The 14781-nt window shown below is 62.5% G+C and carries 13 protein-coding genes, 2 pseudogenes and 1 riboswitch; of the genes and pseudogenes, 11 read left to right on the top strand and 4 right to left on the bottom strand.

Annotated elements, in window-relative coordinates; all coding sequences use genetic code 11:
- Positions 1–2: 2 nt before the first annotated feature.
- From GKC28_RS18385 to GKC28_RS26900, 4 genes and pseudogenes are all read right to left on the bottom strand, one after another.
- Positions 3–173, bottom strand: coding sequence for a CbtB domain-containing protein (locus GKC28_RS18385; RefSeq protein WP_174148460.1), 171 nt, complete (start codon positions 171–173; stop codon positions 3–5).
- A 34-nt stretch (positions 174–207) separates the two neighbouring features.
- A riboswitch (cobalamin riboswitch) is annotated at positions 208–425 on the bottom strand.
- Positions 426–589: 164 nt separating this feature from the next.
- Positions 590–970, bottom strand: coding sequence for a DUF1636 family protein (locus GKC28_RS18380; protein ID WP_174148459.1), 381 nt, complete (start codon positions 968–970; stop codon positions 590–592).
- Positions 971–1222: 252 nt separating this feature from the next.
- A pseudogene (locus GKC28_RS26485) lies at positions 1223–1592 on the bottom strand (IS21 family transposase); the annotation flags it as partial.
- Complete coding sequence (locus GKC28_RS26900) at positions 1573–1776, bottom strand: hypothetical protein (protein WP_368041146.1); 204 nt, start codon at positions 1774–1776, stop codon at positions 1573–1575. The pseudogene GKC28_RS26485 and the gene GKC28_RS26900, both read right to left, overlap by 20 nt.
- Before the next feature lie 394 nt (positions 1777–2170).
- On the opposite strand from GKC28_RS26900, the gene GKC28_RS18370 reads away from it, so the two are divergent.
- The 11 genes and pseudogenes from GKC28_RS18370 to GKC28_RS18320 all read left to right on the top strand — a co-directional run bounded on the left by GKC28_RS18370 (position 2171) and on the right by GKC28_RS18320 (position 14759).
- Entirely contained in the window at positions 2171–4264 is a 2094-nt protein-coding gene (locus tag GKC28_RS18370) for an FAD-dependent oxidoreductase (RefSeq protein WP_174148479.1), read from the top strand.
- An 11-nt stretch (positions 4265–4275) separates the two neighbouring features.
- On the top strand, positions 4276–5454 hold the full coding sequence (locus GKC28_RS18365; RefSeq protein ID WP_174148458.1) for an acetyl-CoA C-acyltransferase: 1179 nt from the start codon (positions 4276–4278) through the stop codon (positions 5452–5454).
- A gap of 13 nt (positions 5455–5467) precedes the next feature.
- Positions 5468–6664: an acyl-CoA dehydrogenase family protein gene (locus GKC28_RS18360; RefSeq protein ID WP_174148457.1), complete on the top strand. Its 1197-nt coding sequence runs from the start codon at positions 5468–5470 to the stop codon at positions 6662–6664.
- Between the two features lie 14 nt (positions 6665–6678).
- A complete protein-coding gene (locus GKC28_RS18355) occupies positions 6679–7809 on the top strand; it encodes an acyl-CoA dehydrogenase family protein (protein WP_174148456.1) in 1131 nt (376 codons plus the stop codon).
- 3 nt (positions 7810–7812) lie between these two features.
- The gene (locus tag GKC28_RS18350) at positions 7813–8238 is read left to right on the top strand and encodes a PaaI family thioesterase (RefSeq protein WP_174148455.1); all 426 of its coding nucleotides are present in this window, start codon (positions 7813–7815) and stop codon (positions 8236–8238) included.
- Positions 8235–9014, top strand: coding sequence for an oxepin-CoA hydrolase, alternative type (locus GKC28_RS18345; RefSeq protein WP_174148454.1), 780 nt, complete (start codon positions 8235–8237; stop codon positions 9012–9014). The genes GKC28_RS18350 and GKC28_RS18345 overlap by 4 nt, the downstream gene beginning before the upstream one ends.
- Positions 9015–9024: 10 nt before the next feature.
- Complete coding sequence (locus GKC28_RS18340; protein ID WP_174148453.1) at positions 9025–10029, top strand: nitronate monooxygenase family protein; 1005 nt, start codon at positions 9025–9027, stop codon at positions 10027–10029.
- A gap of 23 nt (positions 10030–10052) precedes the next feature.
- Positions 10053–11573 (top strand): class I adenylate-forming enzyme family protein, encoded by a 1521-nt coding sequence (locus GKC28_RS18335; protein ID WP_174148452.1) that lies wholly within the window; start codon positions 10053–10055, stop codon positions 11571–11573.
- A gap of 175 nt (positions 11574–11748) precedes the next feature.
- The gene (locus tag GKC28_RS18330; RefSeq protein ID WP_174148451.1) at positions 11749–12819 is read left to right on the top strand and encodes a C4-dicarboxylate TRAP transporter substrate-binding protein; all 1071 of its coding nucleotides are present in this window, start codon (positions 11749–11751) and stop codon (positions 12817–12819) included.
- A 61-nt stretch (positions 12820–12880) separates the two neighbouring features.
- Positions 12881–13378, top strand: coding sequence for a TRAP transporter small permease (locus tag GKC28_RS18325; RefSeq protein ID WP_174148450.1), 498 nt, complete (start codon positions 12881–12883; stop codon positions 13376–13378).
- Between the two features lie 41 nt (positions 13379–13419).
- Positions 13420–14759 (top strand): annotated as a pseudogene (locus tag GKC28_RS18320) (TRAP transporter large permease).
- Positions 14760–14781 lie beyond the last annotated feature (22 nt).

The raw sequence follows: 14781 nt of genomic DNA, 5'->3' as shown, positions 1-14781 counted from the left end.
CCCTAGTGGCAGGGGAAGCCGGTTGCGTGGCGCACGTCATGCGCGGCGTCGTGCAGGGCGGATGCCTGAACATGGCCGGTCAGCGTGATAATCCCCAGTCCCAGAACCACGGCAAACAGCGCCGGGATAACACTGGTGCCAGCGGCAGAAGCTTTTTGCGTCTTGGTCGTCATTTCTTGTCCTCCTTGCCGTCACACCCGACGGCACAAGCTGCGTCCAATATACGGCCGGTCTCCTGACTCGCGGTTCTCTGCGGTCTTCTTCCTTCCCGGCGTCCTCACGCCAGTGGGTAACAAAAGACCGCTCTCCGCTCACAGTCGCGGGGGCGGTTGAGGCTTCGGTGCCGTGATTTGGTCCACCGTCCTCATTCCCGTTTCAGTCCCGGTGTTTGGGCACCATCGGACACCGTATCAGGCGATCATGCGCCCCGGGGCGGTGTCCGGTCAAGGTTTTAGCCGCCATTCTTGCGCCATTGAGCGGCATGCAAGGCAGAAAATGCCGCCCGGAGGATGCCCCGGGAAGGCCGGAAAAGGTGAGTATTCCGGCCAAATTTCCGCGGCAGAATTTTTCTCTGTGCGCCGCAGGCGGATCAGGCCAAATCGGCAGGGATGCGGGCTATCGCCTTGAACCGCAGATCGCCGAGCGGCCGGGCATCGGTGAAATTGCCGTCCGGGCTGTCTTGATACATCCGCAGGAAGATCAGCAGGTCCGGCAGATCGCCCGCGCTGATCTCCCCGAACAGATAGGCGGTCTTGCCGCTCTGGCGCACCGCCAGGGTCTGCGGCCGCTCGCAGCCGGACATGCAATCCACCTGCTGCAGCCGCGCCTCCACCCCCGCCGCCGCCAGCGCCGCGTCCACCTGCCCGGGCAGGGCAGGGTCGGCGTCGCGGCAGCTGCGGCACAGAGTGAGCGTGGGCAGGCCCGGGCACCGAGCATGTCCTTGATCGAGCCATCCTCTTTGGGATTCCATATCTGCTAGTCGCTTGTCAGCTTGGCTTCAAAATACAGTTCTGACGCAATGTCTTAATCAGAGTCCATAGCGAGTTAGAGCCACATGTGCCTGGTTTAGTTTTTTTAGAGCATCCAATATGACCCGAATCTATCCCCAGAGGTGTACACCATGTCCTGACAGCACTGTTTTCGCGCCTTTAATGCAGTCAGACTGAACAACGGCCCTTAGTTTGCGTCCCAGGCGTCTCAGAGTCGTCTCGAAGAGGTCGAAGTGGCCGCGGATCCAGAAGTCTCTATGCCCGTAGGCGACCGGTTCGGAGTAATCCGTTGTTCTTTCTAGCGCACGAGTGCAAGAGAGCGACACGGCCAGTCGGCTGATCGCAGGCCTTGAAGGGCGTGGCTGGCAACGCGGCCATCGCAACCAGATCATGCTGAAGCCGCTCGCCAATCGTCCCGCAATAACCGCGCAGCTTATCGCCTTGGCACCTGCGGATTTTATCTTCCAGCCATAGATTGAAGGCATCCTAGGTTTGGAAGTTCAGAACCGGTACCATGAGATTGCTCCGGGCTTAGCCGACCAGACCTTCGACGGATCCTTTGTCGTTGCCCTTGCCAGGGCGGTCATACCAATCTCGGATCAATGTGGTCGATCAGAGACAGCAGACCGAGGTCCGCGGAAGCGGTGGCAGCCTCTACCGGGACCTGTGCCTCGCTGCGTTGGCTTTGTGGCGTGGCTGCCGAAGCATTGTTCCAAAACCAGTCGGAAACCTCACCAAACGTCAACTCTGCCTTTGCCGCGAATGCGTCGCGGAACTCCTGCTCGATTACCTGCCGGGACAGAGCGGCAGAACAGGGACAGGTCGACGAATACTCAAGGGCGTCCCGCCGGCTTCGGATGCGTTGCCGAGACCACCGGCGGCAAACACTCTATCCGCGCTTTCAGGTGCGGAACCAGTCGTCGCGGGTGAGCGACTGCAGAAGCGGCCCTTTATCATGAGCCTCAGTCCGGAACCTGACTGGCCGACACTCCACACGGTTGACAGTGAGTGCGTGCGTGTTCGCGTTATTTGCCGCGTCCTGTGCGACCTTGTAGATGAGCAGCTGTTTCGCTGGACGTGAAATTCTGCATAAAGGAATGAAATTTTACATATTGAAAATAGAGATCGGATTAGTTAGCAAAACTAAAGCAAGAGATTCTGAGAGCAACGTGCGGGGGGAAATGGTGAACCTGGTCAATCTGGCAATGGATGACGGCATTGCTGTTGTGACGGTGGAGAACCCGCCGGTGAATGCTCTTTCGCACGCGGTGCGTGCTGGCTTGCAGGACTGTTTGCGGAGGGCGCTGAACAGCGCGCAGACCAAGGCGGTGGTTATCTGTTGCGCGGGCCGCAGCTTCTTTTCCGGAGCGGATATACGGGAATTCGGCAAGCCGCCCCAGGCGCCGGTTCTGCCGGATCTCATTAATGAAATCGAAGCGGCGCCTGTGCCGGTCATTGCCGCGATGCACGGAAACGCGCTTGGCGGCGGGCTGGAGATTGCCCTGGGGGCGCACTACCGCGTTGCAGTGAAGGATACCCGGTTCGGCCTGCCGGAGGTGTCGTTGGGGCTGCTGCCCGGCGCAGGCGGCACTCAGCGCCTGCCGCGCTTGATCCCGGCGGCAGATGCAGCCCGGATGATCACCGGCGGCAAACCGGTTGATGCCGATGCGGCGCTCTCGATGGGATTGATTGACCGGATTGCGGACAGCAGCGATGCCTGCGCCGAAGGCGTTGCCTTCGCACGGGGCCTGATCGCGGCTGGCAAGGGGCCACGCCCGTCCGGCAGCCTGCCGTGCAGTACACTAGAGCCGGCGGATATGGCGGCCTTCCGGGCCAAAACAGCCCAGGCCGCGCGCGGGGCTGTTGCGCCAATGGCCTGCCTGGATGCGGTGGAGGCGGCAATGTCGTTGCCGTTCGCCGAGGGGCTGAAGAAAGAGCGCGCACTGTTTCAGGACCTGATGGCTTCCGATCAGAGTAAGGCTCTGATCCATGCCTTCTTTGCCGAGCGGCAGGCTGGAAAGCTGCCGGATGCCGAAAGAGTTGAACCGCGTGAAATCTACCGGATGGGTGTAGTCGGCGGCGGCACAATGGGGACCGGGATAGCCGTCAGCGCTTTGCTTAGCGGCCTTGACGTGACCCTGGTTGAGCGCGATGAGGCGGCAGCGTCAAAGGCAGCGGCCAGTGTCGGAAAGATGCTGGACAGTGCAGTGAAACGCGGCAAGCTGTCCGGGCCGCAGCGCGATGCCATGCTTGCCGGAGCCTTCCGCTGCACCACTGCGTACGAGGACTTCGCACAGGCGGATCTGGTGATCGAAGCCGTGTTTGAAAGCATGGACGTCAAGAAGGACGTGTTCAGCCGGCTTGACAAGGTCTGCAAGCCAGGAGCCATTCTGGCGTCGAACACCTCGTACCTGGACCTGAACTGGATTGCGGCAATGACCAGCCGCCCGCAGGATGTGATTGGTCTGCATTTCTTTTCGCCGGCGCATGTTATGCGGCTGCTGGAAGTTGTGGTGGGGGCTGAAACTGCCCCGGACGCAGTGGCGACGGGCTTTGCACTGGCCAAGCGGCTGAAAAAAGTGGCGGTGCGCGCGGGGGTCTGCGACGGCTTTATCGGCAACCGGATCCTGTCGCACTACAGCAAGGCGGCCTACGGCATGGCGCTGGCAGGGGCGAGCCCCTATGCGGTCGACAGGGCGCTGACGGGCTTCGGCCTGGCGATGGGGCCGTTTGCAGTGGGCGATCTGGCCGGGCTGGATATCGGCTGGGCGAACCGCAAACGTTTGGCTCCGGCGCGTGACCCGGGGGAGACCTATCCCGAATTTGCCGACCGGCTTTGCGAATTGGGCCGGTTCGGGCGAAAGACCGGGCGCGGTTTCTATATCTACGAGGAGGGCGCCAGCAGCCCTCGTCCTGACCCTGAGGTGGAAGAGATCATCGCGGCGGAACGGGCTGCCAAGGGCATCACGCCCCGCAGCATCGGCGAAGCGGAAATCATCAGCCGCTACATGGCTGCAATGGTGAACGAGGCTGCGCGCGTGGTCGGGGATGGCATCGCTCTGAGACCGCTGGATGTGGATGTGACCCTGCTGAACGGTTACGGGTTTCCGCGCTGGCGCGGCGGGCCGATGCACTATGCCGATGCCATCGGGCTGGACAGGATCCTGCAGGATATCTGCCGCTTCCACGAGGGAGATCCCCTGCTCTGGCAGCCTGCGCCGCTGCTGGAACGTCTGGCCGCCGAAGGCCGGACCTTTGCCAGCCTCAACACCTGAAGGAGTTTTCAATGAAACAGGCGGTCATCGTCTCCACCGCGCGCACCGGTCTGGCCAAATCCTACCGCGGGGCATTCAATGAAACCCATGGAGCCACTATGGCGGGCCATGCCATCAGCCATGCGGTGCAGCGTGCCGGCATTGCGCCGGACCTGATCGAGGACGCGCTGGTCGGCTGCGGCTACCCCGAAGGCTGGACCGGGTCCAACATTGCCCGCCAGTCGGTGATCCGCGCAGGGCTGCCGGTGTCCGTTTCCGCAGCCACCGTGAACCGCTTCTGCTCTTCCGGGCTGCAGGCGGTCGCCATGGCGGCGCATTCGATTGTGATGGAGGGCGCGCCGGCCGCGATCGGGGGAGGGGTGGAAAGCATAAGCCAGATGCCGCCCGCACGCCCGCCGCAGGCGCGGGAAAGCTGGATCCTGGAAAACAAGCCGGAACTGTATCTCCCGATGATCCAGACCGCTGACATCGTCGCCGAACGCTATGGCATCAGCCGCGAAGCGCAGGACGAATTGGCGCTGTCTAGCCAGCAGCGCACGGCTGCGGCGCAGGCAGCGGGCCGTCTGGATGATGAAATTGTGCCTATCACCGTGACCCAGGCCTTCAAGGACAAGGAAAGCGGCGAAATCACCCGCAAGGAGGTGACCTTTGCCATGGATGATTGCAACCGGCCGAACACCACGCTGGAGGGGCTGGCCGGACTGGCCCCGGTGCAGGGTGAGGGGCAATTCGTCACCGCCGGCAATGCCTCGCAACTGAGCGACGGGGCGGCGGCGCTGGTGCTGATGGACAGCGCGGTGGCTGAACGGGAAGGCGCCGAGCCACTGGGCGCGTTCAAAGGCTTTGCCGTGGCAGGCTGCGAGCCGGATGAGATGGGCATCGGCCCGGTCTACGCGGTGCCGCGCCTGCTGCAGCGGCACGGGCTGACGGTCAGCGACATTGATCTGTGGGAGCTGAATGAGGCCTTCGCCTCGCAGGCGCTTTACTGCCGCGATCGGCTGGAGATCGACCCGGAGATTTGCAACGTCAACGGCGGTTCGATCTCGATCGGCCACCCGTTCGGCATGACCGGTGCGCGGATGACCGGGCATCTGCTGCTGGAAGGGCGGCGGCGCGGCGCCAGGCTGGGCGTTGTCACCATGTGCATCGGCGGCGGAATGGGTGCGGCCGGCCTGTTTGAAATCTTCTGAGGGGCACCACGCGATGGATCTGAATTACACCAAGGAAGAACAGGCGTTCCGGACAGAGGTCCGCCAGTGGCTCAAGGAAACCCTGCCGAATGAGCTGCGCGAAAAAGTGCGGCTGGGCAAGCGGCTGGGCAAGGCGGACATGGAACTGTGGCACAGCCTGCTGAATGCGCGCGGCTGGCTGGCGCCGAACTGGCCCCGGGCCTATGGCGGTTGCGAGTGGAATGCGGTGCAGCGCCATATCTTTGAGGAGGAAGCCTGTCTCGCCCATGCCCCGCGCAGCCTGCCTTTTGGCTTGTCGATGCTGGCGCCGGTCCTGCTGGCGTTTGGATCTGAAGGCCAGCGCCAGCGTTTCCTGCCGCGCATCCTGAACGGCCAGCACTGGTGGTGCCAGGGCTACTCGGAACCAAGTGCCGGGTCCGATCTGGCGGCGGTCAAAACCCGCGCGGTGCGCGACGGCGAACACTATGTGGTCAACGGCCAGAAGACCTGGACCACGCTGGGCCAGCACGCGAACTGGATTTTCTGCCTGGTGCGGACGGATCCGGATGCCAAGAAACAGGAAGGCATCTCCTTTCTGCTGGTCGACTTGGACACACCCGGAGTCACGGTCCGCCCTATCGTGCTGATTGATGGCGAGCCGGAGGTGAACGAGGTGTTCTTTGACAACGTCCGGGTGCCTGCGGAGAACCTGGTGGGCGAGGAGAACAAGGGCTGGACCTACGCCAAGTACCTGCTGACCCATGAGCGCACCAATATTGCAGGCGTGGGTTTTTCCACGGCGCTTTTGACCACGTTGAAACATGTTGCCGGGCGGGTGAAGTCCGGCGGCCGGCCACTGGCGGAGAACCCGCATTTCGCGGCCCGCATGGCGCAGGCAGAGATCGACCTGATGGCGATGGCGACCACCAACCTGCGGGTTGTCTCGGCAGCGGCCAAGGGGCAGGCGCCCGGCGCCGAAAGCTCGATGCTGAAGGTCAAGGGCACGGTGATCCGGCAGGAGCTGACGTCGCTGCTGCGCCGGACGATGGGGCCGGACGCGCTGCCGTTCCAACCTGACTTTCTGGATGGCGGCAGCAATGCAGCGGCGCTGGGTCCGGATCATGCGGCAGCGGCGGCGCCCTCATATTTCAACATGCGCAAGCTGTCGATCTTTGGCGGTTCGAACGAGGTGCAGCGCACCATCATCACCAAGGCCATTCTGGGGCTGTAACGGGGGCAGGCGACATGGATTTCAATCTGACCGAAGAACGGACGATGCTGCGCGACACTCTGCGGCGGTTTCTAGCGGACAAATACGCGCATGAGAACCGGCGGGCGCTGATTGCGGCGGGTGAGCCGTTTGATACCGGGATCTATGCCGGGCTGGCAGAACTGGGCGTGCTGGGGGCCATGTTCCGCGAGGATCAGGGCGGTTTCGGCGGCCGGGGTTTTGACCTGATGGTGGTATTCGAAGAGCTGGGCCGCGCTGGAGTGATCGAACCGGTGCTGCCAGCAGTGCTGGCAGGCGGGCTGATAGCCGCTATTGGCAATGGCCGCCAGCGCGGACTGGCGGATGAGATCATTGCCGGAACCCATGTGGCGGCGCTAGCCCAGGGCGAAGCTGGATCGCGTTATGACCTGAACCACGTGGAAACCACGGCGGCAGCCGAAGGCGATGCCATCGAGCTGAACGGCATCAAGACCCATGTGCTATATGGAGCTGAGGCGCAGACCCTGGTGGTTTCGGCGCGGGAGGCTGGCGTGGCGGCGGATGCGGCAGGCATTTCGTTGTTTCTGGTGCCGGTGAACATGCCGGGCGTGACCGTCAGCGGCCACCGCAATATGGACGGCATACCGTCTGCAACGGTTGCGCTGGATGATGTGCGGCTGGCGGACACGGCGCGGCTGGGCGCTGCCGGAGAAGGGCTGGAGGCGCTGGAAGCCTCTGTTGCCCGCGGTCTGACAGCCATCTGCGCCGAGGCGCTGGGGGCGATGGAGGCCGCCAAGGATCTGACCATCAGCTATCTGAAGGAGCGCAAGCAGTTCGGCATGCCGATCGGCAAGTTTCAGGCGCTGCAGCACCGGATGGCGGACATGCTTATCGAAGTGGAGCAGGCGCGTTCTTCGGTGATCAACCTGGCAGGCAATCTGGATCAGCCGCGGGCTTTGCGCGAAAGCCACGCCAGCGCGGCCAAGAACCTGATTGGTCGGGCCGGGGCGCAGGTGGCTGAGGAATGCATCCAGATGCACGGCGGCATCGGCATGACCGATGAATACGCGCTGTCCCATTTTGCCCGCCGCCTGACGATGATCGACCATCTGTTCGGCGACACGGACTACCATCTGGAGCGCTTCATCGCGCTGAAGGCAGGGTAAGAGATGCCGCTGGTCCGCCCTGACAGGCCCCTGATCCCGCTGTTTGAAGCGATGGGCTATGACATCGAGCTAGACCGGGAGGCGGTTGAGGCGCATTGCGTGCTGGAGATTTCCAGCCTGCACCTGAACCGCCAGGGCGGCTTGCATGGCGGGGTTGCGGCTACGCTGCTGGACACGGCCAGCGGGATAACTGCCAGCCTGTCCTGCGATCCGCAGGGCATCACCCCCTTTGTCACCCTGTCGCTGAACGTCAACTACCTTGCGGTGGCCCGGCACGGCCGCGTGCGGGCATCCGGACGGATCACCGGCGGCGGCAGCACAACCAAATTTGTCTCTTGCGACCTGCGGGACGGGGCAGGGCGGCTGATTGCAGCCTCCACCGGCGTCTTTAAACGGGTGCGCGGGACAGCAGCAGAGGATGCGGCATGAGCGCGCTTTTCCGGCATGAGGCCCGCGGCAGGACCCTGGTTATTTGGAACTGCAACACGGCGATGCGCAATGCGCTGTCGTATGAGTATTATCACGGCTTGCAGGACGGTCTGGCGCGGGCGGCGCGGGACCCTGCGATTGCAGCGGTGATCCTGGCGGGCGCGGGCGGGTTCTTCTGTTCCGGGGGCAATCTGAACATGCTGAAGGAACGCCGCGAGATGCCCTATGAGGAGCGGCAAATGCAGATCGGCAAGCTGAACGCCCTTATCTGTGCGGTCCGGGCCTGCTCCAAGCCTGTGATTGCAGCTGTCGAAGGCGGCGCGGCAGGAGCAGGGCTGTCCTTGGCGATGGCGGCGGACATGATCGTCGCTGAAGAGGGGGCGATGTTCACCCTGGCCTACGTCAAGGCGGGCCTGGTGCCGGATGGCGGCGCCACCTATGCGCTGACCCAGGCCCTGCCGCGGGCGACCGTGGCACGGATGGCGATGCTGGCCGAACCGCTCAGCGCTGAGCGGATGCATCAACTGGGGGCGGTGACGGAACTGGCACCCAAGGGCCGCACCCTGGCGCAGGCCGAAGCTTTGGCCGATGCGGTGGCCCGCGGCCCTGAAACGGCGATTGCCGACACCAAGGAGCTGCTCAACCAGGCCGAAACCGCCAGTTTCGAGGACCAACTTGACTATGAACGCGATGCCATGGCCAAGGCCCTTGGCGGTGACGAGGCCCAGGCGGGCATCGGCGCCTTTCTCAGCAAGACCTCCCCAGTATTCCGGTAAGGAGACCGATATGTTGCATACTTCTGCGCTTCCGGCGATTTTCGATACAGCCGTGACCCGGACCTACGGCACACGGCTGCCGGTTGTGGCGGGCGGCCTGCAATGGCTTGCCAATGCCGAATATGTATCGGCTGCGGCCCGGGCCGGGATTATCTCGTTCATCACTGCCGCAAGTTTTCCCGAGATGGACGATCTGCGCGCCGAGATCCGCCGCTGCCGTGAGATGTGCGAAGGGAAGGCCTTCGGGGTCAACGTCTCGATGATTCCCAAGCTGGTGCCGGGTGAGAAGACCGAAGAGGTGTTCCGTCTGATCGCGGACGAAGGCGTGCAGTTCGTCGAAACATCCGGCCGCAGCCCCGAGGCGTTCATGCCCATCCTCAAGGATGCCGGGATCACCGTGCTGCATAAGGTGCCCAGCCTGCGCTTTGCGGTGAAGGCTGAGCATGTGGGGGTCGATATGGTATCGATTGTCGGCGCCGAATGCGGCGGCCATCCCGGCATGGACATGATTGGCAGCATGGTCAACGCAGGCCTGGCCGGGGACCGGCTGACCATCCCCTGGCTCATCGGCGGCGGCATCGGGCACGGCAAGCAGATTATGGCGGCACTGGTCATGGGCGCGGCGGGCGTGGTGATGGGCACAAGGTTCCTTGTTGCCAGCGAGCTGACCGCGCATCCGGGTTATAAGCAGGCGATGGTGAATGCGAGCGAACTGGATACGCAGCTGACCATGCGCTCGGTGCGCAACACCGTGCGCAGCCTTCGCAACCAAACCACAGAAACAGTTGCCAAGCTGGAGCGCGACAATCCGGAGATCGGCATTCAGGAACTGCTGAAGCATGTGTCCGGCAAGATCGGGCGCCAAGCCTATGCCACTGGCGACGTCTCCCAGGGGCTGCTGTCGGCGGGCCATGCGCTGGGGTTTGTGGACAAGGTGGAGCCCTTTGCCGAAATCACCGCGCGGCTCGAGGCTGAGGCGCTGGCGGTCTTCGGGCGGCTGGGCCTGGCGGCGTGAGGGCGCAAGGGAGGAGGATAGACATGCAAAATCGCGTACATAGGCTTTTGCAGGCAGCCGCTGACGCCCGCCCCGATGCTTTGGCGCTGGTAGATCAGGATGGCCGCCGGCTGACCTGGATGGAAATGTCCCAAGCGGCATCCGCCGCGGCGCAGCAGTTGAAGGCCGCGGCTGTCCAGCCCGGCGACCGGGTGGTTCTGGTGTTTGAAAACTGCACCGAGGTGATCGCATTCTTCTTTGGTGCAAGCATGCTGGATGCATCCGCGGTTGCCATCAATGCGCGGCTGACCACGGCTGAGCTGGGCCGGATATTTGCCCACTCCGACCCCAGTGCCGTCGTGTTCACAACGGCCTCATCCGCGGCGGCCCGAACCCATGCAGATCACTACGGCGCCCAGGACGTACAGGGCGCCTTTGGCGCGGCAGCCCTGATGCAGCGCGCGGGTGCTTCGCCGGAACCGGTGTCAGGGGACGGGCGCGAACAGGTCTCCCTTCTGCTTTACACCTCAGGCACAACCGGCACCCCCAAGGCCGCGATGCTGACCCATGCCAACCTGATTGCAGGGGCGGCCGCCGCAGCCGAGGTGCGGGGCATTCAAAAGTCGGATGTGACCTATCTGGCGCTGCCGCTCAGCCATATTTTCGGACTGGTCACCATGCTGTCTGTCACCCTAGCGCAATCGGCGATACGGATGGAGGCGCAATTCTCGGCAGAGCGCCTGTACCAGGCACTGCAGGAGGATGTGACCCTGCTGCCCGCGGTGCCGCAGATGCATGCGCATCTGTTCAACTATGCCCGCTCCCACGGCAAGCCGCGCTATGATGCGGGAAAACTGCGGTTTGTCTCCTCGGGCGGTGCGCCCCTGGATCCGGCCTGGAAACGCGAGGCGGAGGCCTTCTATGGCTTGCCGCTGCAAAACGGCTACGGGCTAACTGAAGGCACAGCCGGTGTTTGTGCAACCCGCAACGCATTCGGCGACCCTGACATCAGCGTCGGACTGCCGATGGGCGATAGCATCCTTGAGCTGGATCTGGACGCGCCGGGCGCCACCCGGGAAGCAGGTATCGGCGAGATCCTTGTTGGTGGTCCGCAGATCATGAAGGGCTATTTCCGTGATCCGGTGCAAACAGCTGTAGCGCTGACAGAGGACGGGTTTTTCCGCACTGGCGACCTTGGCCGTTTTGATGATGAAGGGCGGCTGCATATTGCCGGGCGCACCAAGGAGCTGATCATCAGGTCCGGCTTCAATGTCTATCCGGTGGAGATCGAGGCGGCGCTGACCGAGCATCCCGATGTGGTGGTGGCAAGCGTGGTGGGCCGTGCCGTTGAAGGCAACGAGGAGGTTCTGGCCTTTGTCAGCGCCGCCACCGGCAGCAGCGTGAAAGAAGCTGAGCTGAAATCCTTTCTGCATGATCGGCTTGCGCCCTACAAACGGCCGGCACGCATTATCGTGGCCGCGGCCCTGCCTGCCGCGCCGACAGGCAAAATCCTGAAAGCGAAACTGATCGAAACCTTTGCAAGCGAGTTGGCTGAAAGCGTGTGATCTGTTGCGTCAACTGCTTGGCCTGCACAAGGGCAGAAGAGGTTTTCTTGTTCTGCTGCGAGCCAAGTGCAGACCGCATCAAGAAATTCCAGTATGTGAAATAAAATTCTGGACAGCGCCTTAAAATTCCACATAGTAAAACTAACGAATGGCTTTCGAGGAGGAGATGCCAGTCATGGGAATGATCAAGAATATTCTGGGAGGGCTGACCATTGCGGCCGGTCTTGGTGCAACGGCAGTATCTGCGGAGACCGTGATTTACTACGGCCACAGCGGCCCCGACCGGGGCACGGTTCCTGCCGCACTGAAATGGTATAACAGCCGTATTGGCGAGCTGTCGGAAGGCGATCTGCGGCTGGACGTCCAATGGGGCGGCGCGCTGTTCAAGGCAAGCGCTGCGGTACAGGGGATCAGTGACGGGGTGGCGGATGCCGGTTCGATCATTGCGGCCTATTTCCAGAAGGAAATGGCGGCCTACTCGCTGGCTGACTTCCCCATCGGCGGGCCGAATGCCTGGGTCGCCATGCGTGCAGCCGACCATCTGATGCGCTCAGAACCCCAGATCACCGAGTATCTGGCCCGCCAGAACCTGGTCTATATCGGCACGTTCACGGCCTCGGCTGTCAATGTTGCCTGCGCCGGAGAGCCGATCCGTTCGGTTGAGGACATCAAGGGCAAGAAGGTCCGCGGCGCGGGCGTCTACGGCAAGGTTTTCGGCGAAATGGGCGCAACCCGTGTGAACCTGTCGGTCTATGAGGCCTACCAGGGTTTGGATACCGGGCTGATCGACTGCAGCCAGGGCTATGACTACATCGTTCCCTCGCTGAAATGGGACGAGGTGATCGACAGTTATACTGTCCTGAATTGGGGGCAGATCGGCGGCTATGGCATGTTCATGAACAAGCAGGTCTTTGACAACCTGGAGGCTGGCCAGCAAGAAGTTCTGATGCAGGCGGGCGAGGAACTGGCGGACCAGTTTGCTAAGATCGTGAACGGTGCCAACAGCAAGGCGATGAAGGCGATGACCGCAGGCGAGACCACCCGCAAGATTGAGGTCATCGAGCTGAGCGAGGCTGACAAGGCTGTGCTGAATGCTGCCGCGGAACCCTTTATTGCCGACTGGATGGAAAATGCCCGCAGCGTCGGTTTGGATGCCGACCAGCTGATGGCAACCTACACCGCCGCGGTGGCTGAATTCACCGCCGAGTTCGAAGCCGAAGGGTACCCCTGGACGCGAAGCAACTGATCAGGGCGAAGCAGAGGCCGGGCGGCGGCTGCGCCGCCTGGCAATTCCGAGGGAGGACGTGATGCTGCACAGGCTTGAGCGGGTATTTGTTGATGTATCGGCTGCGGCCATCATCCTGCTGGCGCTGCTGATTTTTGCTGATGTCGTAGCGCTGAATCTGTTCAACAGCTCAGTGCCGGACACCATTGTCATCGTGCGCGATCTGATGGTTCTGGCGATTGTGATGCCCTTAGCCGCCGCAACCGCGCAGCGGGCGCATATCGCGGTGGAGTTTCTGACCAATCTGCTGCCGCCGCGCGTGTCGGGATGGCTGACGGTGTTCGGCACCTTGTTCGGCCTTTTGGCGCTGACGCCGATCCTGTATTCCGGCGGCCGGGAATTCCTGCATCAGTGGCAGACCGGCAGCGTGTTTTATGGCGATCTGAACCTGCCGCAATGGCCGGGGCGGCTGGCCTTTGTCATCGGGATTACGCTGGGATGGCTGCGGCTTGCGGTGATGGCTGCTGGCGACGCACTGACCCTGCTGCGCGGCGGCGAGATCGCGCTGCACAAGACCTGACACCCATCTGACATTCAATAGACCTTCCAAGGAGACTGTCCGTGGATCCTGCCCTGATCGGCCTTGTGGCCTTTGCCGTTATGCTTGTGCTTCTGGCCATTCGTGTGCCGATTGCCTTTGCCCTGATCGGCGTGGCGACGCTGGCGGCCTTCACAATCTTTGCATTCCGCACTGGCACCTTCATGCCGGAACGTGCCTTCCGGGCAACCTCGTCGCTGGTCTTCAACAACTCGTTCGATCTGCTGCATTCCTTCGACCTGTCGATGATCCCGCTGTTCATTGCGCTGGGAAACATTGCCTATCGCGCCGGGATCACCACAGCGGTCTATGACGCGGCCAAGGTCTGGCTGCTTCGCCTGCGCGGCGGCATTGCGGTGGCATCGGTGATGGGCTGCGGCGGGTTTTCCGCCATTACCGGCTCCAGCCTGGCCTGTGCGTCGACCATGGGCAAAATCTGCACACCTGAAATGCTGCGCCTTGGCTATGACCCAAGGCTGGCAACCGCCAGCGTCGCTGCCGGGGGTACACTCGGCTCTCTGATCCCCCCGAGCATTCTGTTCATCATCTATGCGATCTTCACCGAGACCTCGGTGAACAAGTTGTTCATTGCCGGCATTCTGCCGGGGCTGCTGACGCTGGCGGGTTTTGTCTTGGTCATTGCGATGTGGATCAGGGCGGACCCGGCGGCGGTACCAGCCCGCGGCGAAGCTGCCAGCTTTGCCGACAAGCTGACAGCGTTCCGAAGAGCATGGCCCGCAGCCGTGATCTTTGCGGTGATCGTGATCGGGATTTACGGCGGGTACTTTACCGCCACCGCGGCGGCGGCGGTGAGCGTTGTGCTGACTGTGCTGATCGGCCTGGTGCAGCGGCAGCTTGATCTTGCAGGCATCTGGCAGGCGGTCCGGGAAACCTGTGTGCAAACTGCCGCGATCTTCTTTGTAGCGGCGGGGGCCAAGATATTCGTTGCGGCCATCGCGCTGACGGGCATGGCCCCGGCGCTGGTGGATTGGGTTTCGCAGGCTGAATTCTCGACCGCGACGCTGCTGTTTGCCATCTGCGTGGTCTATCTGGTGCTGGGCATGTTTCTGGATCCGATCGGGATCATGGTTCTGACCTTGCCGCTGGTGGTGCCGCTGGTGGAATCCTACGGGCTGAACTTGATCTGGTTCGGTGTCGTCGTAGTGAAATTGCTGGAGATCGGCCTGATTACGCCGCCGGTGGGGCTGAACGTCTTTGTCCTTTCAATGTCGTCGGGAGAGAGGCTCCTGTCGGCATGGTTTTTTCCGGCATCTGGCGGTTCCTCAGCATCGACGTGATTGTGCTGCTTTTGCTGGTGGCTTTCCCGTCAATCTCTCTGGTGCTGTCAAATGCGGTTCAGTAGTATTGAGGATGAGCGAACAGTG

The sequence above is a fragment of the Leisingera sp. ANG59 genome, from assembly GCF_013317235.1.
Taxonomy (GTDB): domain Bacteria; phylum Pseudomonadota; class Alphaproteobacteria; order Rhodobacterales; family Rhodobacteraceae; genus Leisingera.
Note: the sequence above shows the minus strand (reverse complement) of the source record. Positions and strands in the feature narration are given on the sequence as shown.